21 protein-coding genes are annotated in these 24,302 nt (G+C 42.7%); all 21 read right to left on the reverse strand.

The genetic code is table 11. The features are described 5' to 3' along the window. Positions 1-8 precede the first annotated feature (8 nt). The 21 genes from ACIRUQ_RS09230 to ACIRUQ_RS09330 all read right to left on the reverse strand — a co-directional run bounded on the left by ACIRUQ_RS09230 (position 9) and on the right by ACIRUQ_RS09330 (position 24,162). A complete protein-coding gene (locus ACIRUQ_RS09230; protein ID WP_055290650.1) occupies positions 9-788 on the reverse strand; it encodes an electron transfer flavoprotein subunit beta/FixA family protein in 780 nt (259 codons plus the stop codon). Positions 789-880: 92 nt separating this feature from the next. Continuing rightward, entirely contained in the window at positions 881-2,017 is a 1,137-nt protein-coding gene (locus ACIRUQ_RS09235) for an acyl-CoA dehydrogenase family protein (protein ID WP_055290651.1), read from the reverse strand. An 88-nt stretch (positions 2,018-2,105) separates the two neighbouring features. Continuing rightward, positions 2,106-3,536, reverse strand: coding sequence for an FAD-binding oxidoreductase (locus ACIRUQ_RS09240; RefSeq protein ID WP_022034940.1), 1,431 nt, complete (start codon positions 3,534-3,536; stop codon positions 2,106-2,108). Between the two features lie 335 nt (positions 3,537-3,871). After that, positions 3,872-4,132 (reverse strand): type II toxin-antitoxin system Phd/YefM family antitoxin, encoded by a 261-nt coding sequence (locus ACIRUQ_RS09245; protein ID WP_055290652.1) that lies wholly within the window; start codon positions 4,130-4,132, stop codon positions 3,872-3,874. A 292-nt stretch (positions 4,133-4,424) separates the two neighbouring features. After that, complete coding sequence (gene asrB, locus ACIRUQ_RS09250; RefSeq protein ID WP_022035130.1) at positions 4,425-5,213, reverse strand: anaerobic sulfite reductase subunit AsrB; 789 nt, start codon at positions 5,211-5,213, stop codon at positions 4,425-4,427. 4 nt (positions 5,214-5,217) lie between these two features. Next, positions 5,218-6,264: an anaerobic sulfite reductase subunit AsrA gene (gene asrA / locus ACIRUQ_RS09255; RefSeq protein WP_055290653.1), complete on the reverse strand. Its 1,047-nt coding sequence runs from the start codon at positions 6,262-6,264 to the stop codon at positions 5,218-5,220. Continuing rightward, positions 6,249-6,926, reverse strand: coding sequence for a molecular chaperone (locus tag ACIRUQ_RS09260; RefSeq protein ID WP_021738154.1), 678 nt, complete (start codon positions 6,924-6,926; stop codon positions 6,249-6,251). The genes asrA and ACIRUQ_RS09260 overlap by 16 nt, the downstream gene beginning before the upstream one ends. After that, on the reverse strand, positions 6,923-7,648 hold the full coding sequence (locus ACIRUQ_RS09265) for a 4Fe-4S dicluster domain-containing protein (protein ID WP_070103984.1): 726 nt from the start codon (positions 7,646-7,648) through the stop codon (positions 6,923-6,925). Before ACIRUQ_RS09265 ends, ACIRUQ_RS09260 begins: the two co-directional genes overlap by 4 nt. Positions 7,649-7,671: 23 nt before the next feature. Continuing rightward, on the reverse strand, positions 7,672-10,314 hold the full coding sequence (locus tag ACIRUQ_RS09270; RefSeq protein WP_022035127.1) for a molybdopterin-dependent oxidoreductase: 2,643 nt from the start codon (positions 10,312-10,314) through the stop codon (positions 7,672-7,674). 328 nt (positions 10,315-10,642) lie between these two features. Beyond that, the gene (locus ACIRUQ_RS09275) at positions 10,643-11,452 is read right to left on the reverse strand and encodes a PD-(D/E)XK nuclease family transposase (RefSeq protein ID WP_021738444.1); all 810 of its coding nucleotides are present in this window, start codon (positions 11,450-11,452) and stop codon (positions 10,643-10,645) included. Between the two features lie 440 nt (positions 11,453-11,892). Next, positions 11,893-14,256, reverse strand: a complete 2,364-nt coding sequence (locus ACIRUQ_RS09280; protein WP_021738443.1) for a lectin like domain-containing protein — start codon at positions 14,254-14,256, stop codon at positions 11,893-11,895. Positions 14,257-14,380: 124 nt separating this feature from the next. Continuing rightward, complete coding sequence (locus tag ACIRUQ_RS09285; protein WP_021738441.1) at positions 14,381-14,914, reverse strand: VanZ family protein; 534 nt, start codon at positions 14,912-14,914, stop codon at positions 14,381-14,383. A gap of 227 nt (positions 14,915-15,141) precedes the next feature. After that, the gene (locus ACIRUQ_RS09290; RefSeq protein WP_021738440.1) at positions 15,142-15,798 is read right to left on the reverse strand and encodes an NUDIX hydrolase; all 657 of its coding nucleotides are present in this window, start codon (positions 15,796-15,798) and stop codon (positions 15,142-15,144) included. 56 nt (positions 15,799-15,854) lie between these two features. Then, a complete protein-coding gene (locus ACIRUQ_RS09295; RefSeq protein ID WP_156330994.1) occupies positions 15,855-16,409 on the reverse strand; it encodes a hypothetical protein in 555 nt (184 codons plus the stop codon). Further along, positions 16,375-17,247 (reverse strand): hypothetical protein, encoded by an 873-nt coding sequence (locus tag ACIRUQ_RS09300; protein ID WP_055290655.1) that lies wholly within the window; start codon positions 17,245-17,247, stop codon positions 16,375-16,377. Before ACIRUQ_RS09300 ends, ACIRUQ_RS09295 begins: the two co-directional genes overlap by 35 nt. Positions 17,248-17,562: 315 nt before the next feature. Next, positions 17,563-18,582, reverse strand: a complete 1,020-nt coding sequence (gene rfbB / locus ACIRUQ_RS09305) for a dTDP-glucose 4,6-dehydratase (protein ID WP_022036208.1) — start codon at positions 18,580-18,582, stop codon at positions 17,563-17,565. A gap of 128 nt (positions 18,583-18,710) precedes the next feature. Continuing rightward, entirely contained in the window at positions 18,711-20,405 is a 1,695-nt protein-coding gene (locus tag ACIRUQ_RS09310) for a transposase (protein ID WP_044962928.1), read from the reverse strand. 166 nt (positions 20,406-20,571) lie between these two features. Further along, on the reverse strand, positions 20,572-20,802 hold the full coding sequence (locus ACIRUQ_RS09315; protein WP_021738436.1) for a DUF6718 family protein: 231 nt from the start codon (positions 20,800-20,802) through the stop codon (positions 20,572-20,574). Positions 20,803-21,020: 218 nt separating this feature from the next. Next, positions 21,021-21,722, reverse strand: coding sequence for a hypothetical protein (locus tag ACIRUQ_RS09320; RefSeq protein WP_055290656.1), 702 nt, complete (start codon positions 21,720-21,722; stop codon positions 21,021-21,023). A gap of 393 nt (positions 21,723-22,115) precedes the next feature. Beyond that, a complete protein-coding gene (locus ACIRUQ_RS09325) occupies positions 22,116-22,811 on the reverse strand; it encodes an HNH endonuclease (RefSeq protein WP_021738432.1) in 696 nt (231 codons plus the stop codon). Further along, a complete protein-coding gene (locus tag ACIRUQ_RS09330; RefSeq protein WP_044962926.1) occupies positions 22,795-24,162 on the reverse strand; it encodes an AAA family ATPase in 1,368 nt (455 codons plus the stop codon). The genes ACIRUQ_RS09325 and ACIRUQ_RS09330 overlap by 17 nt, the downstream gene beginning before the upstream one ends. Positions 24,163-24,302: the final 140 nt, after the last annotated feature.

The raw sequence follows: 24,302 nt of genomic DNA on the forward strand, positions 1-24,302 counted from the left end.
GTGACCTCCTACAATACCTTGGCATCCGCGATGAGTTTCATTGCCTGGGCAACAGACTCCTCCGGGGATTCTGCTTTGATCTTCACACCGGCCTGTCGTTTTGCCGGTGCATATACTTTTACGACTTCCATCGAAGATTCCGGAATCTCACCAACCTCCAGTTCACCAATAGGTTTCTTTCTGGCTGCCATCTTGCTCTTGATGGTCGGATAACGTGGATCGTAATTCGGTTTCTGAATCGTCACAACACATAGCATAGAAGCTTCCACTTCATTATATCCGGTCTCGGTCTCCTGTCTGATCTTTGCGGTGCCATCTGCGGTCTCCACTGCTACCACATTGGCAACTGCCGGAACATTCAGCTCTGCTGCCAGCAGCAGACCCGTCTGGCTTGCCGCATAATCAGTGGATTCTTTTCCGCAAAAAATAAGATCAAATGTCTTTCCTTCTGCAGCTTCAATGTCTGCTTTTGCTTTTGCGAGAACTTTCGCAACTGCCGCACCATCTAATTTTTCAGCCTCGTCACACTTTACGAGGTATGCATGGTCAGCACCGACTGCGAGGCAGTTCTTTAAGGAGTTTTTCACACTGTCATCTCCGATGGATACCACAGTTACTTCACTCTCAGCAACAGCTTCTTTCAGACGTACTGCCATTTCCTCTGCATATGTATCAAATGCATTTACGACAGGTGTCACCCCGTCCAGTGCCGGTTTTCCCGTAGCTTCATCCAATGAAATTTCTACGGAATCGTCCGGAACCTGTTTGATGCAAACTAATATTTCCATGATGATTTTCTCCTGCATTTTTTTGTTTGTATTCCGCCGATTTTCAAAAATGTCCATCAGCAGAATACATATATTGTTAGATAAGGGATAGCTTACTTTCCTATTACGCTGTTTGAGATAACAATTCTCTGTACCTCGTTGGTTCCCTCAAAGATCTGGAAGATCTTGGCATCTCTCAACAGCTTCTCTACCGGATACTCACGACTGTATCCATATCCGCCAAACATCTGGATTGCCTCAGAAGCAACTTCCATTGCAATATCGGAAGCATAGCATTTTGCGATAGCAGACTCTTTGGTGTACGGAAGACCCAGATCCATCTTGGTCAGTGCATGAGCTACCATCTGACGTGCTGTCTCAGTCTTGATCTCCATATCTGCTACTTTGAATTTCAGTGCCTGGTTTTTGATGATCGGTTTGCCAAACTGTACACGCTCTTTGCCATATGCGATAGCCTCATTGATGCCGCGCTGTGCAATACCGGTTGCCACACAACCCATCCATGTACGAGCCTGATCCAATGTCTGCATTGCGATATTGAAACCTCTGCCTTCCTCACCGATCAGATTGGAAGCCGGAATTCTGACATCCTCCAGCACTACATCACAGGTATTGGATGTACGGATACCCATCTTGTTCTCTTCTTTTCCTGTGCTCAGTCCTGGAGTTCCTTTTTCTACGAAGAACATAGACATTCCTTTGACACCTTTTGTCTTATCTGTCATGGCTGTTACACAGTAGAAAGAAGCGATACCGCCGTTTGTGATAAAGCATTTTCTTCCGTTCAGTACATACTCATCACCATCTTTGACTGCGGTTGTCTTGCCTGCGCCTGCATCAGAACCGGCACCCGGCTCAGTCAGACAGAATGCACCGAATCCACCGTCCAGGATCAGATCACATGCACGCTGCTTTAACGCTTCACTTCCTGCGATCAGCACCGGTTTCATGCCAAGTCCGCTGGCGGAAATGGTAGTTGCAAATCCAGCATCCGCAATTGCCATCTGCTCGATGAGTGCTGCCACATCCACCCTTGATAACCCCGGGCCGCCATATTCCTCCGGAACTTCCAGTGCCTGATAGCCCTGCTCGATTGCTTTATCGTAAATCTCTTTTGGCCATTCACCGGATACATCATATGCTTTACACTGTTCTACGACCTCTTTCTCGCAGAAATTTTTCACATCCTGTAACAGATCCTGTGCTTCTTCAGAAATTAAATATGCCATTTTGAATCCTCCTCCGCTAAACGCGTTTTCCATATTTTTAACAACTATTCTGTCGATTTTTTCATACCGCTTCTGCAGTTTTGTTCCGCTACAGCGAATAACATACCTTACCCGGATTTAAGATCATCTTCGGATCAAATACTTCTTTGATGCCTTTCATCAGGCGCATGCTTGTCTCACCTGCAAAAGCTGCCAGATAATCCATTTTTCCATAACCGATTCCGTGTTCACCGGAAATCAGTCCACCGCATTCGGCTGCTTTTTTATAAATAATATCCATGAAATCCGCAACTTGTTTCTTGAACTCTGCCTCATCCATATCGTTCGCACATGCATAAATATGTAAGTTTCCGTCACCTGCATGACCAAAGCTCTTGATCGTAAAATCATATTTTTCTTCCAGTGATTTTACAAACGTCAGATACGGTGCGATCTGATTTACCGGAACGACCACATCACACTCATCCAGCAGCTTCGTCTCTGCCTCAATTGCTTCCAGGAAAGAACTTCTTGCTGCCCATGCATCTTTCTTCTTCGCCGGTGTATCAGCCACCAGTACGTCAATCGCACCTGCTTCAAGTACCACCTCTGCTGCTTTTTCCGTAATCTCCTCCAGAGATTCCATATCATCTCCGTCAAAGGTTACCAGCAGATACGCACCGATGTCCACGCCTTCCAGTTTCTGTGGGAATACGCTCTTGCCGAGGTAACGCTCGGAAGCCAGAACGATTTCTTTCTCCATAAATTCGATGGCCTGTGGCTGTAAATGCTCCATAAAAAACTTCGGAACAGTTGCAATACAATCTTCCAGATTCTCATAAGGAATGATCAGGCTGATGGTCTCTTTCGGAGCCGGAATCAGTTTCAGTGTCAGTTCAGTAATAATTCCTAACGTACCCTCAGAACCAATCATCAGATTCAACAGACTGTATCCGGTGGAAGTCTTGGAAACCGTTGCACCGAGTTTTACGATCTCACCGGTTGGAAGTACGACCGTCATGGCTCTGACATAATCTCTGGTACAACCATATTTTACGGCTCTCATACCACCTGCGTTTGTAGATACGTTTCCACCCAGTGTGGCAAATTTTTCACCTGGATCTGGCGGATATAACAGTCCCTGCTTTTGTGCATCCTCAGCCAGATCGTTCAGTAACACACCAGCTTCCACACGAACCACAAAATTCTCTTTGTCATACTCCAGGATTTTATTCATCTTGGACATATCAATCATGACACCGCCATGCAGTGCAACTGCCGCACCGGTCAGACCGGTTCCTGCACCTCGCGGAATTACCGGAATGCTGTTTTCATAACACAGCTTTACGATTGCTGCAACGTCCTCCGTTGTAGTAGCCTCGACCAGTACCGTCGGTGCTCCTTTTCCATAGATTGGCATTTCATCATGAGAATAATCTGCATTAATCTCATCTCCGGTAAACACCTTGCCCGGAACGATTTTTTTGAATGCTTCGATCAGTTCCGGTGTTACCTGATTGTAACTGTAATCTGCCATCATCCAAGTCCTCCTTATACCCATTTTTTAATGTAATTTATACTATCCTGCTACAAGATAATACATTCTTCGTCAATACCCTTGTTTGGTAGTACCAATTATATGATATTTTTTTGGTAGTACCAATCACCATAAAAAAATAAAGTTTTTATTTCAACCCTAATGATTTTGTAAAAACACGTTCTTTTCGATTGGTTCTACCATTTCTTAACTGCTTTATATTCTAGCCCTTTCTCATCTTTTCGTCAACATTATATTACACAAAATCTTGTCAAAAATTTCAGCACATTACACAATTTTTTCAAAAAGAAAAACACCTTTTGGTGTTAATCTTCCTCTCATCCCTGCTCATATCCCTCCAGTTCTTCTAAGGATTTTACAATAAATCCTCCAGCTTTTGCTTCTGCAGATGACTTATCCAACATAGCAAGATACTCCGCATTCTTTTTGGCTTTCAAGAGTTCATTATATTTTTTCTCCGATACCATTACAACATTCTCATTCTTTGGTCTTGATACTATAATTGTCTCGCCATTAAATACTTTTCGACACCATTCTTTAAAATTTGCTCTTACACTCATACTTTTTACAGCAATCATTCTTAAAAATCCTCCATCGTTTTAAAACCGTACGTTTTTTCGTACATTAATTGTATGTATTTATTTTATGTTTGTCAATCTTTTTTATTCTATATTATTAATTTTTCCAGCCACACACAAAACATATATACAATAAAAACAGGGTCTGGAATCATTTTCTCAGCCAGTGTTTGTCAACTGCAGAAAAAATGATTCCAGACCCTGATGGTTCTTTTTATACTTTATTTTCTAAAAATCTTATCCACGTTTCTAGCTTTATTCTGAATACCTATCTGTCTGCTTTAAAAAATTTCTAATCGAAAAGTTCTTTGGCCTTCGTATAGTTAAATACCGGACCCTCCAGGCAGACATAAGTCTCATTGATCTTGCAATGTCCGCACTTTCCTACTGCACAGGACATCTTACGTTCAAAGGATACCCAGATTTTCTCCGCCGGGACACCGCATTTCATACATTCCAGTGCAGCAAACCGCATCATTGGCGGCGGACCTACGATCACTACGTTATAGTCCTCGAAAGTATCAAACGGCACATCCGGAATAAATTTCGTTACCATTCCTTTGTGGAATCCAGGTGCCTCGGAGTTGTCCAGACAGTACGTACAGTGGAACCGCTCCGCAAATTTTGCACGTTCTTCGTTGAACAATACGCAATTGATATCCTTGAATCCGGCGATGAGATATACCGATTTGCAGATTTCCGGATGATCATAAAAATGAGTCAGCGTGGTTTTTACCGGTGACATACCGGTACCACCACAGATCACCAGCAGATCCTTATTTTCAAACTGATCCACCGGAAATGCATTTCCGTACGGTCCACGCATAAACAGTGTATCTCCGGCTTTCAGGTCAAACACACCACCGGTCAGTCGTCCGACTTTACGGATGGTAAATTCCACATACCCCGGTCCTTTTCCACAGACAGAGATCGGCGCCTCTCCGATTTTCGGCAGAGACAGCTGGAAAAACTGTCCATATCCAGGATCTTTGTCACATGCCACACGAATCGTAAACTCTGCCGCAGTCTGACGGATAACACTTACGATCTTGTGCGGTTCCGGTTTCATAATATTTTCCATTGTCTTACGCCTCCTCTCCCGCATTCATTTTTTCAATTTCCGCTGCCAGACCGTCCACCGCATCAAAGAACGAAATCTGCTTCGGACATCTCATATCACAACGGCCGCATCCGACACACATCTGTGCATCACAGGCTATGCCGTGTGCTCCGTCCTTTGCAAAACGGTCTGCAAAATCATAAAACTTATGCAGCACTTTAAATCGCATATTTGCTCCCGGTGTCTTGCGGGCACGATTGCCACCGGCTGTCATCGTATAGGACTCCAGCATACAGGAAGACCAGACTCTGCGGCGCTCACCGCTGCGGCTTCCCTCCTGGTAAATGACATCTACTGTATCAAAACAGCTGCAGGTTCCACAGACGGTATTACATCCGCCACAGGACATACATTTCTCATCATACTGTGTCCAGTACTCCAGATCACTGATCGGTTTTAACATACTGCGGTCTGTAATCTGCGGAATATGCAGTTTTTTCTGATTCTCCTGCACATATTCCGGTGTGAAATCACAGGCAGATGCCGATGCAAATGCCGCACCCAGCGTCTCATCTTTGATATCCACCAGCACCTCATTCTCTGTAATGCGGAGTGCTGCGTCATACTTATCTGTCTTATTCGTTCCCATGGATACACAGAAGCAATGTTCAAAACTTTCCCTGCATTCCAGCATGACTACCTTTACTTTCTCACGCAGTCTTGCATAGAAATAGTCTGCATGACCTCCATTTTCCATGAAAATACAGTCCAGTCTTGCCATTCCGTTGATATCACAAGGACGGGCAATCACAATGATCCCTTTGTCATCTGCAAGCTCACTCTCCGTCACTTCCGTATCGGTAAAATAAAACATCGTCTGTGACACCGGATAGTAAGCTTCCTTCGGTGAAAAATCTGCCTGACGATCCAGCACGATCTGATCCACCGTCTTAATCTCACGATAACGCACTTTCTTCTTTCTCTTATCCCATGCCGGTGCATACACATGATAAGTCTCTGACCAGACAGCCAGAATATCATTCATCTTGTCGTAATCTACGCAATATCCCATATTGCACCTCCCATTGCCAGCATTTCTCTCTCCTGCTCCAGAAATACATTCGTCACTTTTCCTACTGCCTGATAAAACGCGGTCTGTGCATATTTACTGATATCCATGCAGAAAGCTCCCGCCCATTTCAGATGTTTGCGTAAAAACTCATTCTGGTCACGGGAAGACATTGCCGCACGATCTGCATTATCCGTCTGACAAGACAGTAACTCTTCCTCACACAAAACTGCCATAAACTCCAGCTCCAGGCCGATATGATCGTTCATTGTACGGAACATATCCTTACTCGGCTCCCAGCCATGCAGCGCATACAAAGCCAGCGTCTCCTGCTCGGTACGTCCGCCGATCTCACGTTTTTTGTTCGTATAAATGGACTCATACGGGAAGGCAGCCACTCCGGTTGCTTCTCCTGCTGCCAGAAACGTCTTGGCATAATCAGCAGCCACATCCTCCAGATCCTCATTGTTCAGATCTGCAATCGCCTTTTCCAGCCCTCTGTAAGCTTCCGCCAGTTCCTCATTGGCGCAGTCTGTCGGAAACTGCATCTGTTTCATGTTCGCCAGCGTCTCCTCATCTACTTCCATGATATATAAGCCGCCAAGGAAACGGTAGAGTCCTGCTCTGGCTCTTGCCAGTTCTTTTCTTACTTCCACCTGCTTCATTCCACTTCCGCCTCCTTTTCCTTATTCATTTCCGTACGCACCACGTTCGCTTTTTTCAAATGATCTTCAAAAATCCGATGTGCCAGTTCACTTTCCGGCTCCTCGTACATACCGTTGTGCAGTGCTTCTTCAAATTCAAACGGAAGCATGTCGATCCATTTCTGATTCTTCAGGATAAACCGTCCGGACGGATGATTTCCGTTGTCATCCTTCAGCGTGTATACGTGACCTTCGTTCGCTGCCAGAAGCTTGGATACTTCACTCTCCGGATCATTGATATCACCGAAATGCAGGGCACGTCCTGCACAGTTTCTGACACAGGCAGGCTCTTTCCCTTCGTCCCGCAGCTGTACACAACCGGTACATTTGTCCATGACACGCAGTTCTTTGTTAAAATTGTTCGCATGGAACGGACATGCCTTTTTACAGCTCTGACATCCGATGCAGAGATCCTGATCGATATAGATCACTCCATCGTCTTCATCCTTGTAGCATGCGCCTGTCGGACATACATCCACACAGCTCGGATCCTCACACTGCTGGCACATTACCGGCAGAAAGTACATCTGCAGATCCGGATACACACCTGTCGGTCCCATATGATATAACGTGCTTCTGGAACGTCCCAGAGCCACTTCATTTTCTGTCTTGCAGGCTACCTGGCATCCACCTTTACAGCCGATGCAGCGGTCAGCCTCTACAACCATTGCATATTGTTTCATCACTTTGTCTCCTTATCCGTTCCTTATGCCTTACCTAACGGAAGCCAATTTACAAAGTCTTCCGGTTTCTGCCAGATGCCTTCCGGCGCACTGTCTGCTTTCGAAATCCGTACCTGATAAGCACGAAGTGTATGAGTACCAACGACATCGTTAAACGGTGCGGTTGATTTTGATAAAACATTGACGTTTGTCTCCTGCCAGCCATGCGTCTTTGTATTCATCGTCTCCGGATGCCAGAAACGCTCCATACATACCGTTCCCGGATTGATTCCCTTTGTGACCAGTGCTTTCGCACGGATCTTGCCTCGCTTGGATTCTACCCATACCCAGTCTCCCGGTGCGATACCATACGCTTTTGCCACATCCGGATAGATCCAGATCTCCGGAACCGGATACAGCTCACGCATAGCAGCCGCATTACGCAGCGTCGAATGATGATAGAACGGTACACGGCCGTTTGTCATAACGAGCGGATACTCCCTGGCCGTATCATCATCACGGACCGGACTCTCCACAGGCTCCAGATAATACGGAAGCGGTTCATAATCCTTATCTGCCGGTTCAAACTCAACCGGTAAAAACGGCTGACCGGTTCTTCCCAGCGTGATCATACTCTCCACATATACTTCAATCTTCTTCGACGGTGTATCAAAACCTTTCGGCAGACCTGTCGCATCATCAATCTGCTTGTATACATAATAAGACTTCCATTCTTCTTTGGACATATATTCGAATGGCGCTTTTTTCTTCATTTCTTCCCATGTCATGCCGATGGCCGGTGTCAGATGATCAAAAAACTCATCCATGGAATCCCAATACGGAAGCTGATCTCCCATAAATTCCGGATCAAAAGCTTTCTGACACATCTCATGACCGAGCTCGGCACATTTTTTAGCCAGGCGGGACCAGATCAGCGTCTCATCCATCGTCTCCCAGAGGTGGACAACCTGCTGTCTGGCTACCAGCATATTACAGGTCTCAACGATCATATCCGTCTCAAGCCACTCCTCCGTCGGCAGCAAAATATCCGCATAGCAGGAAAAAGAGGTCGGATACATATACATATGTACGATAAAATCAAGCTTTTCGATTGCCTCTGCCCAACGGCCGGATTCTGCCAGCACACCGAGCTTGTTACCGGAACGGTCGATCCACATCCGCGGCTGATACGGTTTCTCTGTCAAAATTGCGTTCAGCACGCTGCCCGGATGTCCCGCATACCAGATACTTAAGCCCTTGTGCTCTCTTCCTCCCAGACGTTTCTTCAACTGCTCCGGCGGCAGACACTTCAATGCAACCGGCACCGGATAATTCGGTACTTTCAGTACACCGCTGGTACGGAAACGCTGCATCAGCGCACCCGGTTTCTCCAGGTTACCCATCAGAAAATCAATCGTATCCGCAGCCATGGCAGCCTGTACAGAGTTCGGTGTCTGGTCCGTTGCCACACCAAGGCAGATACCGCTTGGTGCATTCTCCAGATACATCTCGATCGCAGCTTTAATACGGTCTGCATCCAGCCAGCAGATCTCTGCTGCTTTCTCCAGCGTAAACTCCTCACAGCGCTCATACAGTAACTGCATACCGGTCTTGTATACTTTTCCGTCTACTTCATACGTGCCCCATAACGCCGGGGATAACTTCTCATCATACGGATACTCCATCGGCTGCATGGACGCTGTCTTCTCATCCCATACATAAAACGTATCCGGTGCACCGTTCTCACCCTTTTTCGCACGGGCAAAGAAGCGGCTCTCCACCTCTACCAGATACGGCAGGTTTGTCCAACGTGTCACAAATTCTTCATCATATCTGCGATTTTCCAGAATATAGCGGATCCATGCCATCTGCAGCGCTACATCCGTACCCGGACGGATCGGCAGCCAGATATCTGCCTTTGCCGCATCCGGTGTAAAACGCGGATCAATACAGATCGTCTTTACACCCTTCGCACGCAGTTCGTTGACCATACGACCGCCGCTGGCCGGTGCGGAATAAGCAGGACCTGCCCCCCACAACACCAGACATTTGATTTGTGCATTCTCATAATCATACAGTTCCAGTGCATTGGAATCCGCGATACTGGAATCCGCACCACCATACATCATGGCACAGGACAGCACACGCGGCAGATAACACTGCGCGCAGCCCGGCTCATACCAGTTCGGCGTTCCGAATACATTACAGAAACGGGCGATACTCCAGATTTCCGGATTACCACCGCCGCCTGTGGTACAGAACAACGCTTCCGCACCATATTTTTCACGGGTTTCCATGGCTTTTTCCGCCACACGGGTCAATGCCTCATCCCAGCTGATACGTCTCCATCGTCCGCTTCCACGTTCACCAACGCGCAGCAGCGGATACTTATTACGGTTCGGATGGTACAGTGCCTGGATACCAGCCAGACCCTTTGCACACATACGTCCCTGGCTCATCGGATCCACCGGATTTCCCTCCAGCTTGATGACGCGGCCATTCTTCACATGCGCCAGAACACCACAGTTTGCGATGCAGGCACGACAGGCAGTCTTCACAATCTTCTCTTCATCATCGATCTCCATGACCTTCGGCTCACATTTGGTCAGATATCTGCGCTTTGCAGTCACCGCTTCCAGCCCGGAAATCGCTACCGACGAAAAAAACTTCTTTGCATTTGCTTCCACCAGTTCATTCCTCCTCTTCATTCACAACAGAATAATAAAATCCATAGTCAAATTGTATGTTATTTTTTTGGTATACCATGAGTATTCTTCCTGCGTTTATTATAGTGGACATGTAGAAAGATGTCAACAAGTGTGATGTGGCTAACCTTCTTTTTCTCAAAAAGGTAATTTTTCAAAGTCAACGCAACAAAGCTATTGCGCTGAATCTGGTGGAAATTTTATTGCAATAACTTTGATGGAAAATAAGTAATTATATGTGATATCAAAAAGTTTGCATAGAAAAAGAACCACCTCGGTTTGAGATGATCCTTTCATTACTGCCAACTTTCTACTTATTAAGTTTAGGTTTCATAGCGCGACTAGCACGATCTACAATGTTTTGAGGGACACCCGTAAGCACCACCTCAGAAGGCGATTTCCCGCTCGCAAGCATTGTAATTGCTTTTTCAAATAAAGAAAGTCCTTCCTCAACAGCTTTCTGTTCATACTTTTCCATTACTTCACACACGGCATTCAGCCCCCTTTCTTCATGCTTTAAAGCGTTCATTCTTTTCGTAAATGCCGGAAATTTCGAGTTGTTAACTTCCTTTTTAAGGAAACATTCCATATACTCCGAAACTGTAGTTCCGTCTTTTACTTCCGTATTAACAAAAACTCTGTAAAGACCATCATCAACACGATTACCCGTTTCTCGGATTGTACTATCCACATGGTATAGTACACGATCGGCTTTGAAAATATCAAACTGAGAAATGTACACTACAATAATATCTTCAATCTGCTCGAATTTTTCACCTTCTTGAGAATCTTTCACCGCAATACTAGCTGCATTAAATCTCACTCTGCGGAGATGATCATCATTATCCGAGCGTTGTACCTCGACATTACACTTCTTTCCATTTCCCAAGACACATAAAGCATCTAATCGCACCGATCGACCATATAGATTTCTTTCACTGCTTTGCACAACAACGTCTTTAACTACAAGATTCTTATCTTCAAGAAGAATCTGCAGCATTTCCTGACAGAAATTAACGTCATTTGCCAAAACTTCAAAGAATACATCATCTATTGGACGAAGGTCTTTGACTTTTTCCTCTTTTTCTTTGAGGGTAATAACTACCTTTCCTAAATCCATTACCTTCGTTCCTCTCTTTCCCTGCGTAATAGCAGATTTTTAATTATCTATATGAACAGGGAAAGTGATCCAACATTCCCTGATAATTCTCAAGGGAATGTCCCTAATCAAAACAAAGTAACTGAAAGCTACTAATAAATAATTATATCTTTATGATCTTATTATAGCATACGCCGTGAATTTTACAATATACATTCACAGGCAAACAGACTCCAGAGTTCGTAATTTTTTTGCTACAAACTCCACATTTTTCAACTCAAATCTTTACAACTACATTATACAGAAGAACGCTCGTTCGTGCAAGAAGGAGTTAACCTTTAATTTCTCATAAATCAATCTCCATTCAAACCGTATATTTAATTCACACTATAAGTATGAAATAAAAATCATTCCCTGAAGTCGTTTTGCGAAACCACTTCTACAAGATTCCCCTGTTCCGGTTAAAAGATCACCTGACCATTCTGCACCCGGTAATTTACACCGTACCATCCCACATATCCTGTATAGGAGAAATCCAGCATACCACTGCGGATATACCACCAGCCGTATTCATTCTGCGCCAGACCGGTAAAGCCAAAATTCAAAGCACCGTTTTCGATTCTCCACCAGCCATATTCATTCTGCGCAACGCCTGTATAACCGAAATCGACCTGGCCATTTCTGACATACCACCAGCCATATTCACTGTCTACGACACTGTTGCAGCCAAAATCAATCGTTCCGTTGACGATTCTCCACCAGCCATATTCATTCTGCGCCAGACCGGTATAAGTAAAATCAATGCTGCCGTTGCGGATGAACCACCAGCCATACTCACTGTTTACCACACCGTTATAAGCAAAATTCACCATGCCGTTTTCGATTCTCCACCAGCCGCCGGCATTCTGTGCGACTCCGGTATAGGAGAAATCTACCTTACCATTCCGGATACACCACCAGCCACCGGCATTCTGTGCGACCGTATTTCCCATATCCACACGGCCATTTACCACATTCCACCAGCCATATTCACCATTGACAATACCTTCATCCACACTATTTACAGAAAAATCAATCACACCGTTTCGAATCTCCCACCAGCTTCCGCCGTAAGAAACAAAACCACAGTAAGAATCATCTGCGACACCCTCTTCATTAATGTATACCCAGGTGCCATCCTCCTGCATAACAACCGTTTCTTCCTTCTGTACAACACCGTCATTCATATAGTAGCGTACGCCATCTACCTCCACAAGACCGGTATCATGCCGGCGCGTTCCGTCTACATAGTAGACATCCTCGCCATTTTCAGTATAAATACCGGTTTTATAAGCCGGATTCTTCACCTCTGACGTCAGTGCCTTGATGCAGGCATTTCCATATGGATATGCATAAAACTTATTGTGGTACTGATAAAACGTCTTTTCATTTCCCTTGCTGACATCACAGGACCAGATGACCTGGCCTCCATTCTCGATGGACATCTCCAGCTCACACTCTACCGCATTGGTATCCGTCTGGACCACAACAGAAAAAGTCGTTCCCGGCTGCAGCTCCACAGCATTCTCCAGCGGAATGGTATAGATACCGGCATAAGAAGTCTCACCGGTTGTCGTTGCCTTTTCCTGCTTTGTACCGCTGGTCGGATCTTTCGGATCCTTCAGATCTGTATAAACACTGATCGTATAAGATACATTCGCATTGTGCATCATAGATACGTTGACTGCTCTCAGCTCTTCCGCTTCCACACCAGCCTTTGCATCCTGAACCGTAAATACATTCGCAAGCGTATCAAACTCTGTCGGATATGCGTTCAGACCACCATCCAGCTGATAATTATTGTCATACGCATCCGTCGTATCAAAATCAAACGCCCACGCAGCCTCACCGAGTGAAACCGTCTCGTAAGACATCCAGAAATAATCACAGTAAGATCCCCAGCTGTTTCGGATCAGCCACGCACCATTGTGTGCCGGTTTTGCATATCCTGCAAAATTGTCTCTGGAATAATCATCATCCCAGCCAACGATCATAGCCGCATGTCCGTTGCCGCTGGCTTCGGCATCATAGTAGGTATATTCTCCTTTCTGATTCTTCGCCATCGCCTTATCCAGATGATCATACATCACACCTACCGCACCATGATCCATGATCTGTGCCTTCACACCATCCGTATCTTCCTTCAGGCTCATGCAGTATGCATTTTCCAGATGCGCCACATCACGGCTGTAAGCATAACTGTCTTTCAGTCCTGATTGCTCCACTTTCTCAGCATCCGTATACGGAACATCCGCTTCCTTTACCGCGCCGACCCACTGGCTCATTCTCCGGGCTGCCATCTCATAATTACCGCCAAAATTCAGAAAACTGCCTTTCGCCTCTGCACTGTTGTATTCTGCGGTATCCCCTTTTGTGCCGCCCAATGGATCCGTCACAAAATTATAAGTAAAATAAATCAGCTGCAACTCGCTCAGATCAATGTCTTTCTTTGCGATTCCATCACTGATCAGATCAAACTCTGCCAGACCGAGGGAAGAAAATGCCCAGCAGGTACCATATGGATTCTGGTCACGCACTGCCGGATATTCGCGTCTGCATGCATCAATATCTGTCGAATAAGCAGATGGCAGCATCGCATATGCAGCAACGCCTGCTCTGTGTACAGGCACATTCCTATCCAGATCACTTTCTATATATCCCGTGTTTTGTGCCGTTTTCACATTCGTATCATCGGAAACATTTTTCGCCTGTATCTGCATGGTGCTCAGTGGAGACAATGCCAGCACCAAACTTAATAACAGCGCCTCAAATCTTTTTTTTCTCATTTGAACTCCCTCCGTTATCTGTAAAACCATTAATTATTATATTCTTTATCATTCTCATTGTATCAATCTTATCATGGGCAAATCCATGAATCAACATCATCATTGTTTCAAAGCAATGTTATTGTTAATGTTTTACTCCACTTTTCACAAAATTATTCGTAAACAGACATCCTGCCATACACCCCAACCCATTGTGAATCATATCATCCCACTCAAACAGACCACGCATAAAAATCAGCTGACTGAGCTCAATTGTCGCTGACATCAGGATTCCGATCACCAGAGCCTGATACCACTTAATTTTATGATTCGCAATGAGCGGAAGCAGAATCCCTGCCGGCAACAACAAGATAAAATTCAACAGGTTTTCCTTTAACAACTCCCGGTCGTGGTTACAGATTACCTCCCGCCACGACCAGAATGGCAATAATTCATACTGACGGACCGTTCCAATCCTGGTAAATACCGTTGAGCCAAATACAATTCCGAGAAACACCACCAATGCCACGACTGCCAATGCCTGTATGATACGCAGCTTCTTTCTGTATACACACACCGCCATTCCGATGCACACCCCCGTTAATACCAGCCCAAAAGCCAGTATTTCATACCTTGACCATTGCTTATTATACGTTGTCCATATCTGATAAATATCCATCTATACCATAAACTCCTGCACCCTGTTCATTTTTAAACAGTTTCTCCTTTTTTGATTTTTGCTCTTAATATCCAATACGAATTGGGGAACTTTTTCTTAACAAATCACATTGAAATGTTCCCCAATTTATTAAACACAGGAAATACAATCAATGATGACTGCATCATATTGATCTTTGACACCATTGCAGCAGATTTTGTACTGTCTTTTCCTCTTTTCTATCCTCATTATTTCTGTAAACTCATCTTTGCATATGCTGCCAGAGTAAAACCATCCGTAATTTTTCCATCCCGGATCCATTCGCCCAACTGCTCCCAATCCAATGCAATATGTCCTACTATTTCTTCTTCCTGTATCACCTGTGGAGCTTCATTCAACTCTGCCAGAAATACATCTGCCTTTGAACTCATTGCACCACTGTCCGGCACAATTTTTCCGAAACTTTTCCATTTTTCTGCTTGCACACCAAGTTCTTCCCATAATTCTTTTCCCGCATTCTCCTTTGCAGAAATTCCTTCTTCTCCAAAACCTCTTGGGAAACCGTACTGATATTCCCTGAGAGCATGACGATACTGCCGCAGTAAAATATACTTTCCATTATAATATGGAACGATAACAACCGCACCTCTCATAACGCGGTTCATCAGTCTTTCATATGCAAACAGACTTCCATTTTTTGCACGCACAACATCCACAACCATTAAATGGTAATGGCTCTCGTATACAATTCCGATTCTTCTGCCACTTTTTTGTGCAAATGCATACAGTTCCTTCGGGTCAAGTACCAGCGGAAGTTCCTCAGACTGGGCAAAAAGCTCCGTACACGTCCGACTTAATTCCAGATATTTTTCAATCGAATCCATTTCTGTTCCTTTTATTTCCATTCCCTTTCATCCCTATTTCTTACCAACTTCTTGTGAGCAGGTTTTCATTTTTTATTTCAGCCTTTTTCAACTTTCAGGCGTTCCCGACATTTTCTTACGATTTTCAGATCCGCCCACGTTCTTGTCAATTCCTCAATACTGTCTAAAATATCACAACTTGTCCACCAACGGGATATCATACCCGAAATCCACGAACTCAGAATACCAAAAGCTATCACCTGCAAGACCGCCCATCCTATGGTCGCAGCCAATGAAAGCTCCCCTTCTACAGACACAATATCCTGTAGATAGTTCATTCCCAACTCAATTCCTACAAAGATCACCACCCCAATTAGTGCATCTATGATATTTCTTTTTATTCCTTTATGTATACTTTTATCCCACTCTTTCAGCTCTTTCTCCATCCCCACTTCATAACGGCTTCCCGTCTGTAATTTTTCATCTTCAAGAGCCGGTTTCAGTTCCAGCGTTTCCTGCACATTTTTCATCTGCAAAATCCGAATAGCACAACTCCAGTCCGGGAGTTTTCCTTGATAAAGTTCCCACGTTGTACTATCCTTTGCAGGGAAAACATGGCTAGGAGCAATATCCTTCTCCCAGTAATCCTTCAATTTGCATTTTGAACCATTCACGGCAGGATTCTATATCTTCCGGATCATAATGCTTGGAAATTCCATAAATACTGTCTTCCGTTGTAAGATTATAACATAGATCGAGCACCGCTTCTGCATATTCTGCCTTTTCTCCTTTCTCTTTTTCGTGGAGATAAATATGCCAGGCACTCCGATATTCCTGACGATCCTGTGAACTCAAATCTTTCTCAACTCTTTTCAGAATTTCTACTGTATCCTGATCAGTAAGCGGATATGCAATTTCATGAAGATATTCTGTCAGTTTCTTTTGCTTTACCTTTTTAGGTGGATTCAATGAAAATGCATTGACACTCAATGCCAGCAACGTCTTCACATAGCGGATCAAATATTCTATCTTTTCTTCACTATAATTTTCTTCATTATAACCAGATAATTCCCTCAGACACTCCGGGTCACTATAACGCAATGCTGTCAACAACTGTCTCAGCATCACAACATCATCATGTGCAACGGGAACCCCTGAATAAATAAATGCACTCTTTTCAGACTCGGTTTTCTTTGCCTTCTTCAGAAATTCTTCTATCTTTCCCTGAAAATATTGCGACGGAGTACGCAACGCTCCATACTGCGAAATTCGGATCACCCCCATCTGACATAACTCAAAAAATGGTTCAAATGTATTTTCATTTTCAATCGCAGCAAGAAATGCACGAGAATCCGCTAACTGATTCATGGTCAAGATCACCTGGTTCCCATTCAGTATAATTTCCTGGAACATCCGTTCCTGTGCATATTGAATCTCTTCTTTTGAATTTCTTACAGAATCCAGTTCATATAAATAGACACTCTTATTCATTTCAGTTCCACCTTTTGTTTCTCATGCAAATTTAGTTTTTCTTCGATGTATCAATCGGGTTCATGTTTGCAGTTTTGCAAAATACGTTTGTCCTAACGCAATGACCTCTTTTCTTGGATCTCCATGCACAGCCAAAACCATCTAATGCTATGCTTTCTATTCACAGATTCGTTCTTAAAGTATATCACAGGATAATCTCGTAATCTATATTTTTACCTGCTAACTTCTCCTGGCTCTGAATCGCCTTCTGCTTCTGGTGCAGTTGCACTCTCTATTGGAAGTTAACACTGAGACGGCCTTCCACACTACGCGATCCTACCGATTACCATACATCTTCTCATAATAATTCTGGTACTCACCACTAATGATAGTCTCCCACCACTCACGGTTATCCAGATACCACTGAATAGTTTTTTTAATACCATCCTCAAACTTTGTCTCCGGCAGCCAGCCAAGCTCATTATGAATCTTAGTCGGATCAATCGCATAACGCATATCGTGGCCTTTACGATCCGTTACATGTGTAATCAGACTCTCCGGTTTGCCAAGCTCCTTGCAGATAATCTTTACAATGTCGATATTCTTCTTCTCATTGTGTCCACCGACATTATAAACCTCACCAACACGACCGTTATGGATAATCAGATCAATCGCTTTGCAGTGATCCTCCACATACAACCAGTCACGCACATTCAGACCTTCACCATATACCGGCAACGGTTTGTCAGCCAGCGCATTGGCGATCATCAGCGGAATCAGTTTCTCCGGAAAGTGATACGGTCCGTAGTTATTGGAACAACGGCTGATAGAAACCGGTAAACCATAAGTTCTGTGGTATGCAAGTACCAACAGATCTGCTGCTGCCTTGGAAGAAGAATACGGAGAACTTGTATGGATCGGAGTCTCCTCTGTGAAAAACAGATCCGGGCGGTCTAACGGCAGATCACCATACACTTCATCGGTAGAAACCTGATGATAACGCTTGATTCCGTACTTTCTGCAGGCATCCATCAATACAGAAGTTCCTATGATGTTTGTCTCAAGGAAAATTCCCGGATTCTCAATGGAACGATCTACATGACTCTCTGCTGCAAAGTTTACAACCATATCCGGATGTTCTTCTTCGAATAACTGATAAAGCGCATCTCTGTCACAAATATCAGCTTTTACAAAACGGAAATTCGGATTATCCATCACCGGTGCCAGTGTGGACAGATTTCCCGCATAGGTCAATTTATCCAGACAGATGATTCTGTAATCCGGATATTTATTTAGCATATGAAAAACAAAGTTACTTCCGATAAATCCGGCTCCGCCGGTTACTATAATGGTCATTTTATATTCCTCCTGTATCACAACTCCGTTTAGTCTCTCTGGAACAGATCTCTTGTATAAACTTTGCTGCCAAGATTGGCTACAAAATCAATTTCTAACTGATCCTCTTTACTAATATTCCTTGCCATTTATCCTCTTCCTTTCAGAACTTCGCTGATGCAGTTTGCTTTGTATGTGACATGTGCTGCATCGATATCAAATGCGTCTAATATTACTTTCTGTGTATTTGTAACTGCATGATCTAAGCGATATACTTTATCTAATTGTCTGTTCATTTCTATTTTTTCCAATTCCCTGATTGCCGCCGGAACAGTAAGGTAATTCGGCTTCTTTACCAGCTCTTTCGCTTTATTTTTCAAAGCCTGATAAATCTTACAACGTATGATTAGCGCAATAAATCCGATAAATATCTTAGTAGACGCAGATTCTTCAGAAGCTACCCGCAGACAGTTGTTACCAAGATACGATTTATCTGCACGAAATACTTTTTCTGATGCATCTCTGTTCTTATACAGACCAATCGCTTCTTTTGCTTCCATCTTCTCAGATGAGATAATAGCAAAGTATCCACACAAATCCAACTCTTCCCTGATTACCAAAAGGTTAGGTTCTCCATATACAAAATGTCCGGTTTCCTTGTTATAATGCATATGGAAGTATTTATGAAACATCGGTCCGAATTCATGCTCAGTGTCCTGAAATCTTGCAAGATAGTTCTGCATCTCCCGGATATTTTCTTCAAGTCGTGACCGTTCTCCAGCTGCTTTAGCTGCATTGTAGTAAACATGAACATATCTTTTCTTTGTGTCAGCTGCATATACAAATGTTTGGACTGTTTTTCCATACACTCCGAATTCTGATATCTGATGCCCCCAATCGCTTTCAAAACTTCCTTTGTGTTTACGAATCAGGTCACGGATGAATTCCTTACATCCTTTCACCATAATGATGAAACTGAATCCATTATTGTCCATGTATCTCAGATTTTCTTTGCTAAAATATCCTCGATCAAGAATAAATCCAATGTTTCGATAGCCATATCCCTTAACTTTTTCAATCATAAACTGCACCTGAGAAACATCATTAATACTTCCTGGATACTTCTCATACATCAATGGTTCACTATTATTCAGATCATATCCTGCGGCATAGTTAAAGATTGGGAGACCAGCATCCACCTTAGCAGCCCCGTACTCGACCATACTGATATTTCCGGCTTCGCAGTTCTTATTCGTAGAATCATAAGAGACATAAATCCGTTCTCTATGATTTCTTTCTTCATTCCATTTGTCCAGAAATCCTTGCCTTTGATTCTCATTAATACTTCTGAAGAATTCCGAAAGAGTGGAATCACTATAAATTTTCATGTCTTCTGTAAACAACGGATGGTTAAACGCATAGTCCGGATAATACTGTGCTGCATTACTCTCCGTAATGATTGAATATGCTGCAAAATCAAGAATCATACCAGCTGCTTTAGCTCCAAAAACGTCCTCAAGTTTCTGGTTCAATCCAGTATTCTTAACCACCTGATTAATTACCATATATGTACCTGCTTTCAGACAGCTGCTCCTTTCAGAATCCGCTAAAGACTCCGGCACATCCACTTCAGGAAAGTATTTTCTGAAGTTCTCATTCGGTCTCATCTTCGTTTCATCATCATCTGAAATCTTTCCGATTGTCACCCTTTTGACGGTTGTATATTGTTTCGAAGGATCGTAAATTCGATCACATTCATAATAAACATAGCGGGCTTTTCCCTTGTTACGAAATGTAATTTTTCCTTTGATTTTCGGTATATCCACCACGTAATTTAAGTACATAATTTCTTCCTTTTTATAGTTGTATTTGCGACTAAATATAGTGTGTAAAAAAACCTGCACTTTTGCAATAAAAAATGCAGGTTTTTCCTTATTTTTTCAGTATTTTCATGGCATTCTCAATCCGTATGATTCACTTGAGTTGCACTTTATTATGGAAGTTCACATTTCATGGACGAAGTCCCTTGACGATAGCCTGAAACTCCTGCTCTGTATCCACAAAGTGGTAAGGTGCGTACTCGCCATACGCAGTTGGCCTGCTGATTGTTACAAGCTGTATTCCCTTATACCCAACGGCCTTATTCAATTCCCTCTTTAATTCTACCAGATGCTTTCCATGAGTTGTTTTCAGAGCAAAACAGCCATGTGCATCACGATCTTTCGCTACTAGATAACACATTATTCAGCATCTCCTTAAATTCATGTTCATTCCGAATCAAGCCACTCTCATACTTTTCGCGCATGATTTTTCCTGTCTCTATCGGATAATTTTTCTTATATTTCCACTCAAACCTTCGAATGATACCGATTTCTCGACTCTGAAACAGATATAGCATTGGGGAACAAATTTTGTCATAGACGATAGAATTTTCTCCCCAATATAGATTCGTATTTGATTTACATTGTTTTCCAACAGCGTTCCTTCATAAAGGCGGCGATAAGTCCTGCATCCACCTTTGCTGCTCCGAATTCCACTATATCTATATCTCCGGCCTGACAGTTCTTATTTGTTGAATCATGCGATATATAAATACGTTCGCGTTTGCATCTGTCCGCCTTCCACTGATCCAGAAAATCCTGCCTCTGGTCTTCTTTTATTGACCTCAGAAAATCTGAAATAAACGAATCACTGTAACATTTCATATCCGGAGTAAAAAGCGGGTGATTATAAGCATAATCAGGATAATACTGCGCAGCATTCCCTTCTGTAATAATGGAATGGGCTGCCAGATCAAGCATGATCCCGGCTGCTTTTGCCCCAAATGAATCCTGCAGTTTTATATCCAGTTCAAGATCTTTTGCAGCTTTATCGATGATCATATATGCTCCTGTCTTCAAACAGCTGCTCCTGCATGAAACTGTTTTTTCCTCGGGCTGCTCAACCTCCGGAAAATATTTCCTGAAATTTTCATTAGGTCTCATTTTATTTTCATCTTCCGGCAAAACCTTACCGATAGTAACCCTTTTTACATTTGTATACTGTTTGGATGGATCGTACTCACGGCTGTACTCATAATAAACATAGCGAGCCTGACCTTTGGTTCGAAATGTGATTTTTCCTTTTACATCAGGTATATCAACAACATAATCCAGATACATGAACATCCCTCTTCTTTGTAGTTGTTTTTACGACTAAATATAGTGTAACAATAAAACCTGCATTTCTGCAATAAAAAAATGCAGGTTTTTCCTTATTTTTTCAGTATTTTCAGGGTATTCTCAATCCGTATGATTCACTTGAGTTGCACTTTATTATGGAAGTTCACATACAATAATATATCTAACATATTTCATAGCGTCTTTAACAAAAGTATTTCCAATGCTTTTATTTGATTATACTTATAATATATTATCTTTCACTCAAATTGTCCTTTTCTCATCCCCTGTAAATAATATTGTCACAGTGATATTTCGCTCTCACACTGTCTGTAAAGCCAACCGGGATCGTAGACTTGATAACTATTATCGCATCCGGATTATACTGAATCCTTGTCATATAATTTCTTTAACGCATCCTTTCTCATCATAATAATTCAGGTTCGTCCCTGGAAAAGCCTCTATGAGTGCTAGTCGTATTTCCGGTTCATTACAAAACACCTCCATCCATATCGAAAAAAATCCATCTCCCAAGGCCGTCATAATAATCTGCTTTTTCATATCATTCTGATATTCTTTTGACAGGTCTTTCATATGATTCCAGTTTTCCAGCGAGTTTAATGCTTTTTGATAAGCTATATTTCTTTGTCCAAATCGTCTATCTCTATCTTTTCCCGTAGGAAAATTGCCTAAACCTACAAGTTTATATGTATTACGTGCTCTTTTCAGGTAATCCCCTGTTGAATCCAGTTTTATCAATAACTCTTCATTCACCTTTGGGATACCATTAATGTACGAATATGCGATAGCAGTATTATCTTCATCCGGCCACAAATAGTTTTTTTTATTTTTCGGCATTGTCTGTGCCTTTTTTCGTGTATTACAATATTTACATCCCAGGTTAAGATTATTCCAGTCTGTTAAATCTCCACCTTTGGATTTTGAAACCACATGTTCTACCTCAGGAACATGTGGTATAGAAAATTCACAATAAGAACAATACATTCCTATCCGTCTCTCTAAATATGGCAATGCGTCCTTATATTCATTTATTTTTTTATATGGAGACTCCCCCTTATTTATTGGTCTCATTCTTTTTCACTTTCCATTTCTGTTCCAGATACTGCTGATGTACCCACGCCATATAAGCAGGATTTTCGCTGTATTCAGCCTCCAGTTCCGCCAGTCTTTTTCCCAGTCTGTCTATGTCTTCCTGCGATTTTGCCTGTGTAAGTGCTTCAAAATACAGCTTTGAAGCTTCATATATTTTTCTCTTTTTTTCACTATATTGCGGTAACACAACCCCCATAATATCCTCCGAAATATCTTCAATACTCTCTCCTGAATATTCAGATTCCAGAGGCTGGTCTAATGTGATCAGCTCGCCCTCTTCAAGTGATTGAATAATAAAAGGCGAATGTGTTGCACAGATAAACTGAATTTTAGGAAACAGTTGTTTTAAAATCCCAATAATTCTTTTCTGCCAAGTTGGATGCAAACTTAAATCAATTTCATCAATAAGAACAATACCCGGTGTTTCCTGTAAGGCTTTCTCCTTCAAATATGGATTTAATATACACATTCTTGCTGCAATATCCAAGATTATCTTGATAACGTTTCTATAACCGTCACTCAACATCTGAAATGGAAGAACGGTTCCTTCAGACGTTTTAAGTGCAATAATATCATCCTCATATTTTGTAGAAAATATAATTTTTTCACCTGATTTTAACTCATCTCTAAACGCCTCATTAACCGCCCACAAAATGACCTCATAAGCCGGAAAAATTTTTCCATCATTTTCTTCAACTGCAACAGCTTTAAGCGTATCTATATATCGAAACGCAATATCCAATCCATGCTGCGCATCAAGGCAGTGGCTATATGCGTCTGTTCTGCTCAATACGCCTGTCTTTACTGTTCTTTTATTTCCATCTTTCCAAAGTCGTGCTGAACTAAGGTATAATACCAATGGCAGAATAACCTCTTCATCAGAGTGATCTGCATTTGCGATTTTGCCTTCCCATTCAATTACAGTCTGCTGCATTGGATTTTTTCCACCAAACTTAGTTCTGCCATCCTGTTTCAAAAGAACACGCTGAAAACCAATAGACTCATAATCAATATTCCATGCAGCCTTACAACTAACCTTGCAAGGATACTGTGGGATTGCACCAGCAGTAAGAATTCTGCTATCATCTGAAATCTGAGTCTTTCGTCTTGCATCAGTTGATTTGATATTAAACACAAACCTGGAAGGTACATATCTCTTAAACGCTGCAAGATATGCCCCCAGCACGACATTAGCCGCTTCCAATACTGTTGTTTTACCAGAGCCATTCTTTCCTGCAAAAACATTCATTCTTGAATTTAACACAAATTTCTTATCTTCAAACTGCCTGTAATTAAAAAGTTCTATTTCCTGGATATTAAATTCACACATACAATATGCCGCCTTCCTGAACATTAGTGAATCTGAAAATCTCACTAAATCCACTAATAAAAATCCGCTATACATTGTCTTTAGTATAACGGATTATTATAAAAAAAACAATTTAAAGTTTCATTATTGGCAAAGACTGC

This window comes from Eubacterium ramulus (assembly GCF_045002895.1).
In the GTDB taxonomy this organism is placed as follows: domain Bacteria; phylum Bacillota; class Clostridia; order Lachnospirales; family Lachnospiraceae; genus Eubacterium_I; species Eubacterium_I ramulus.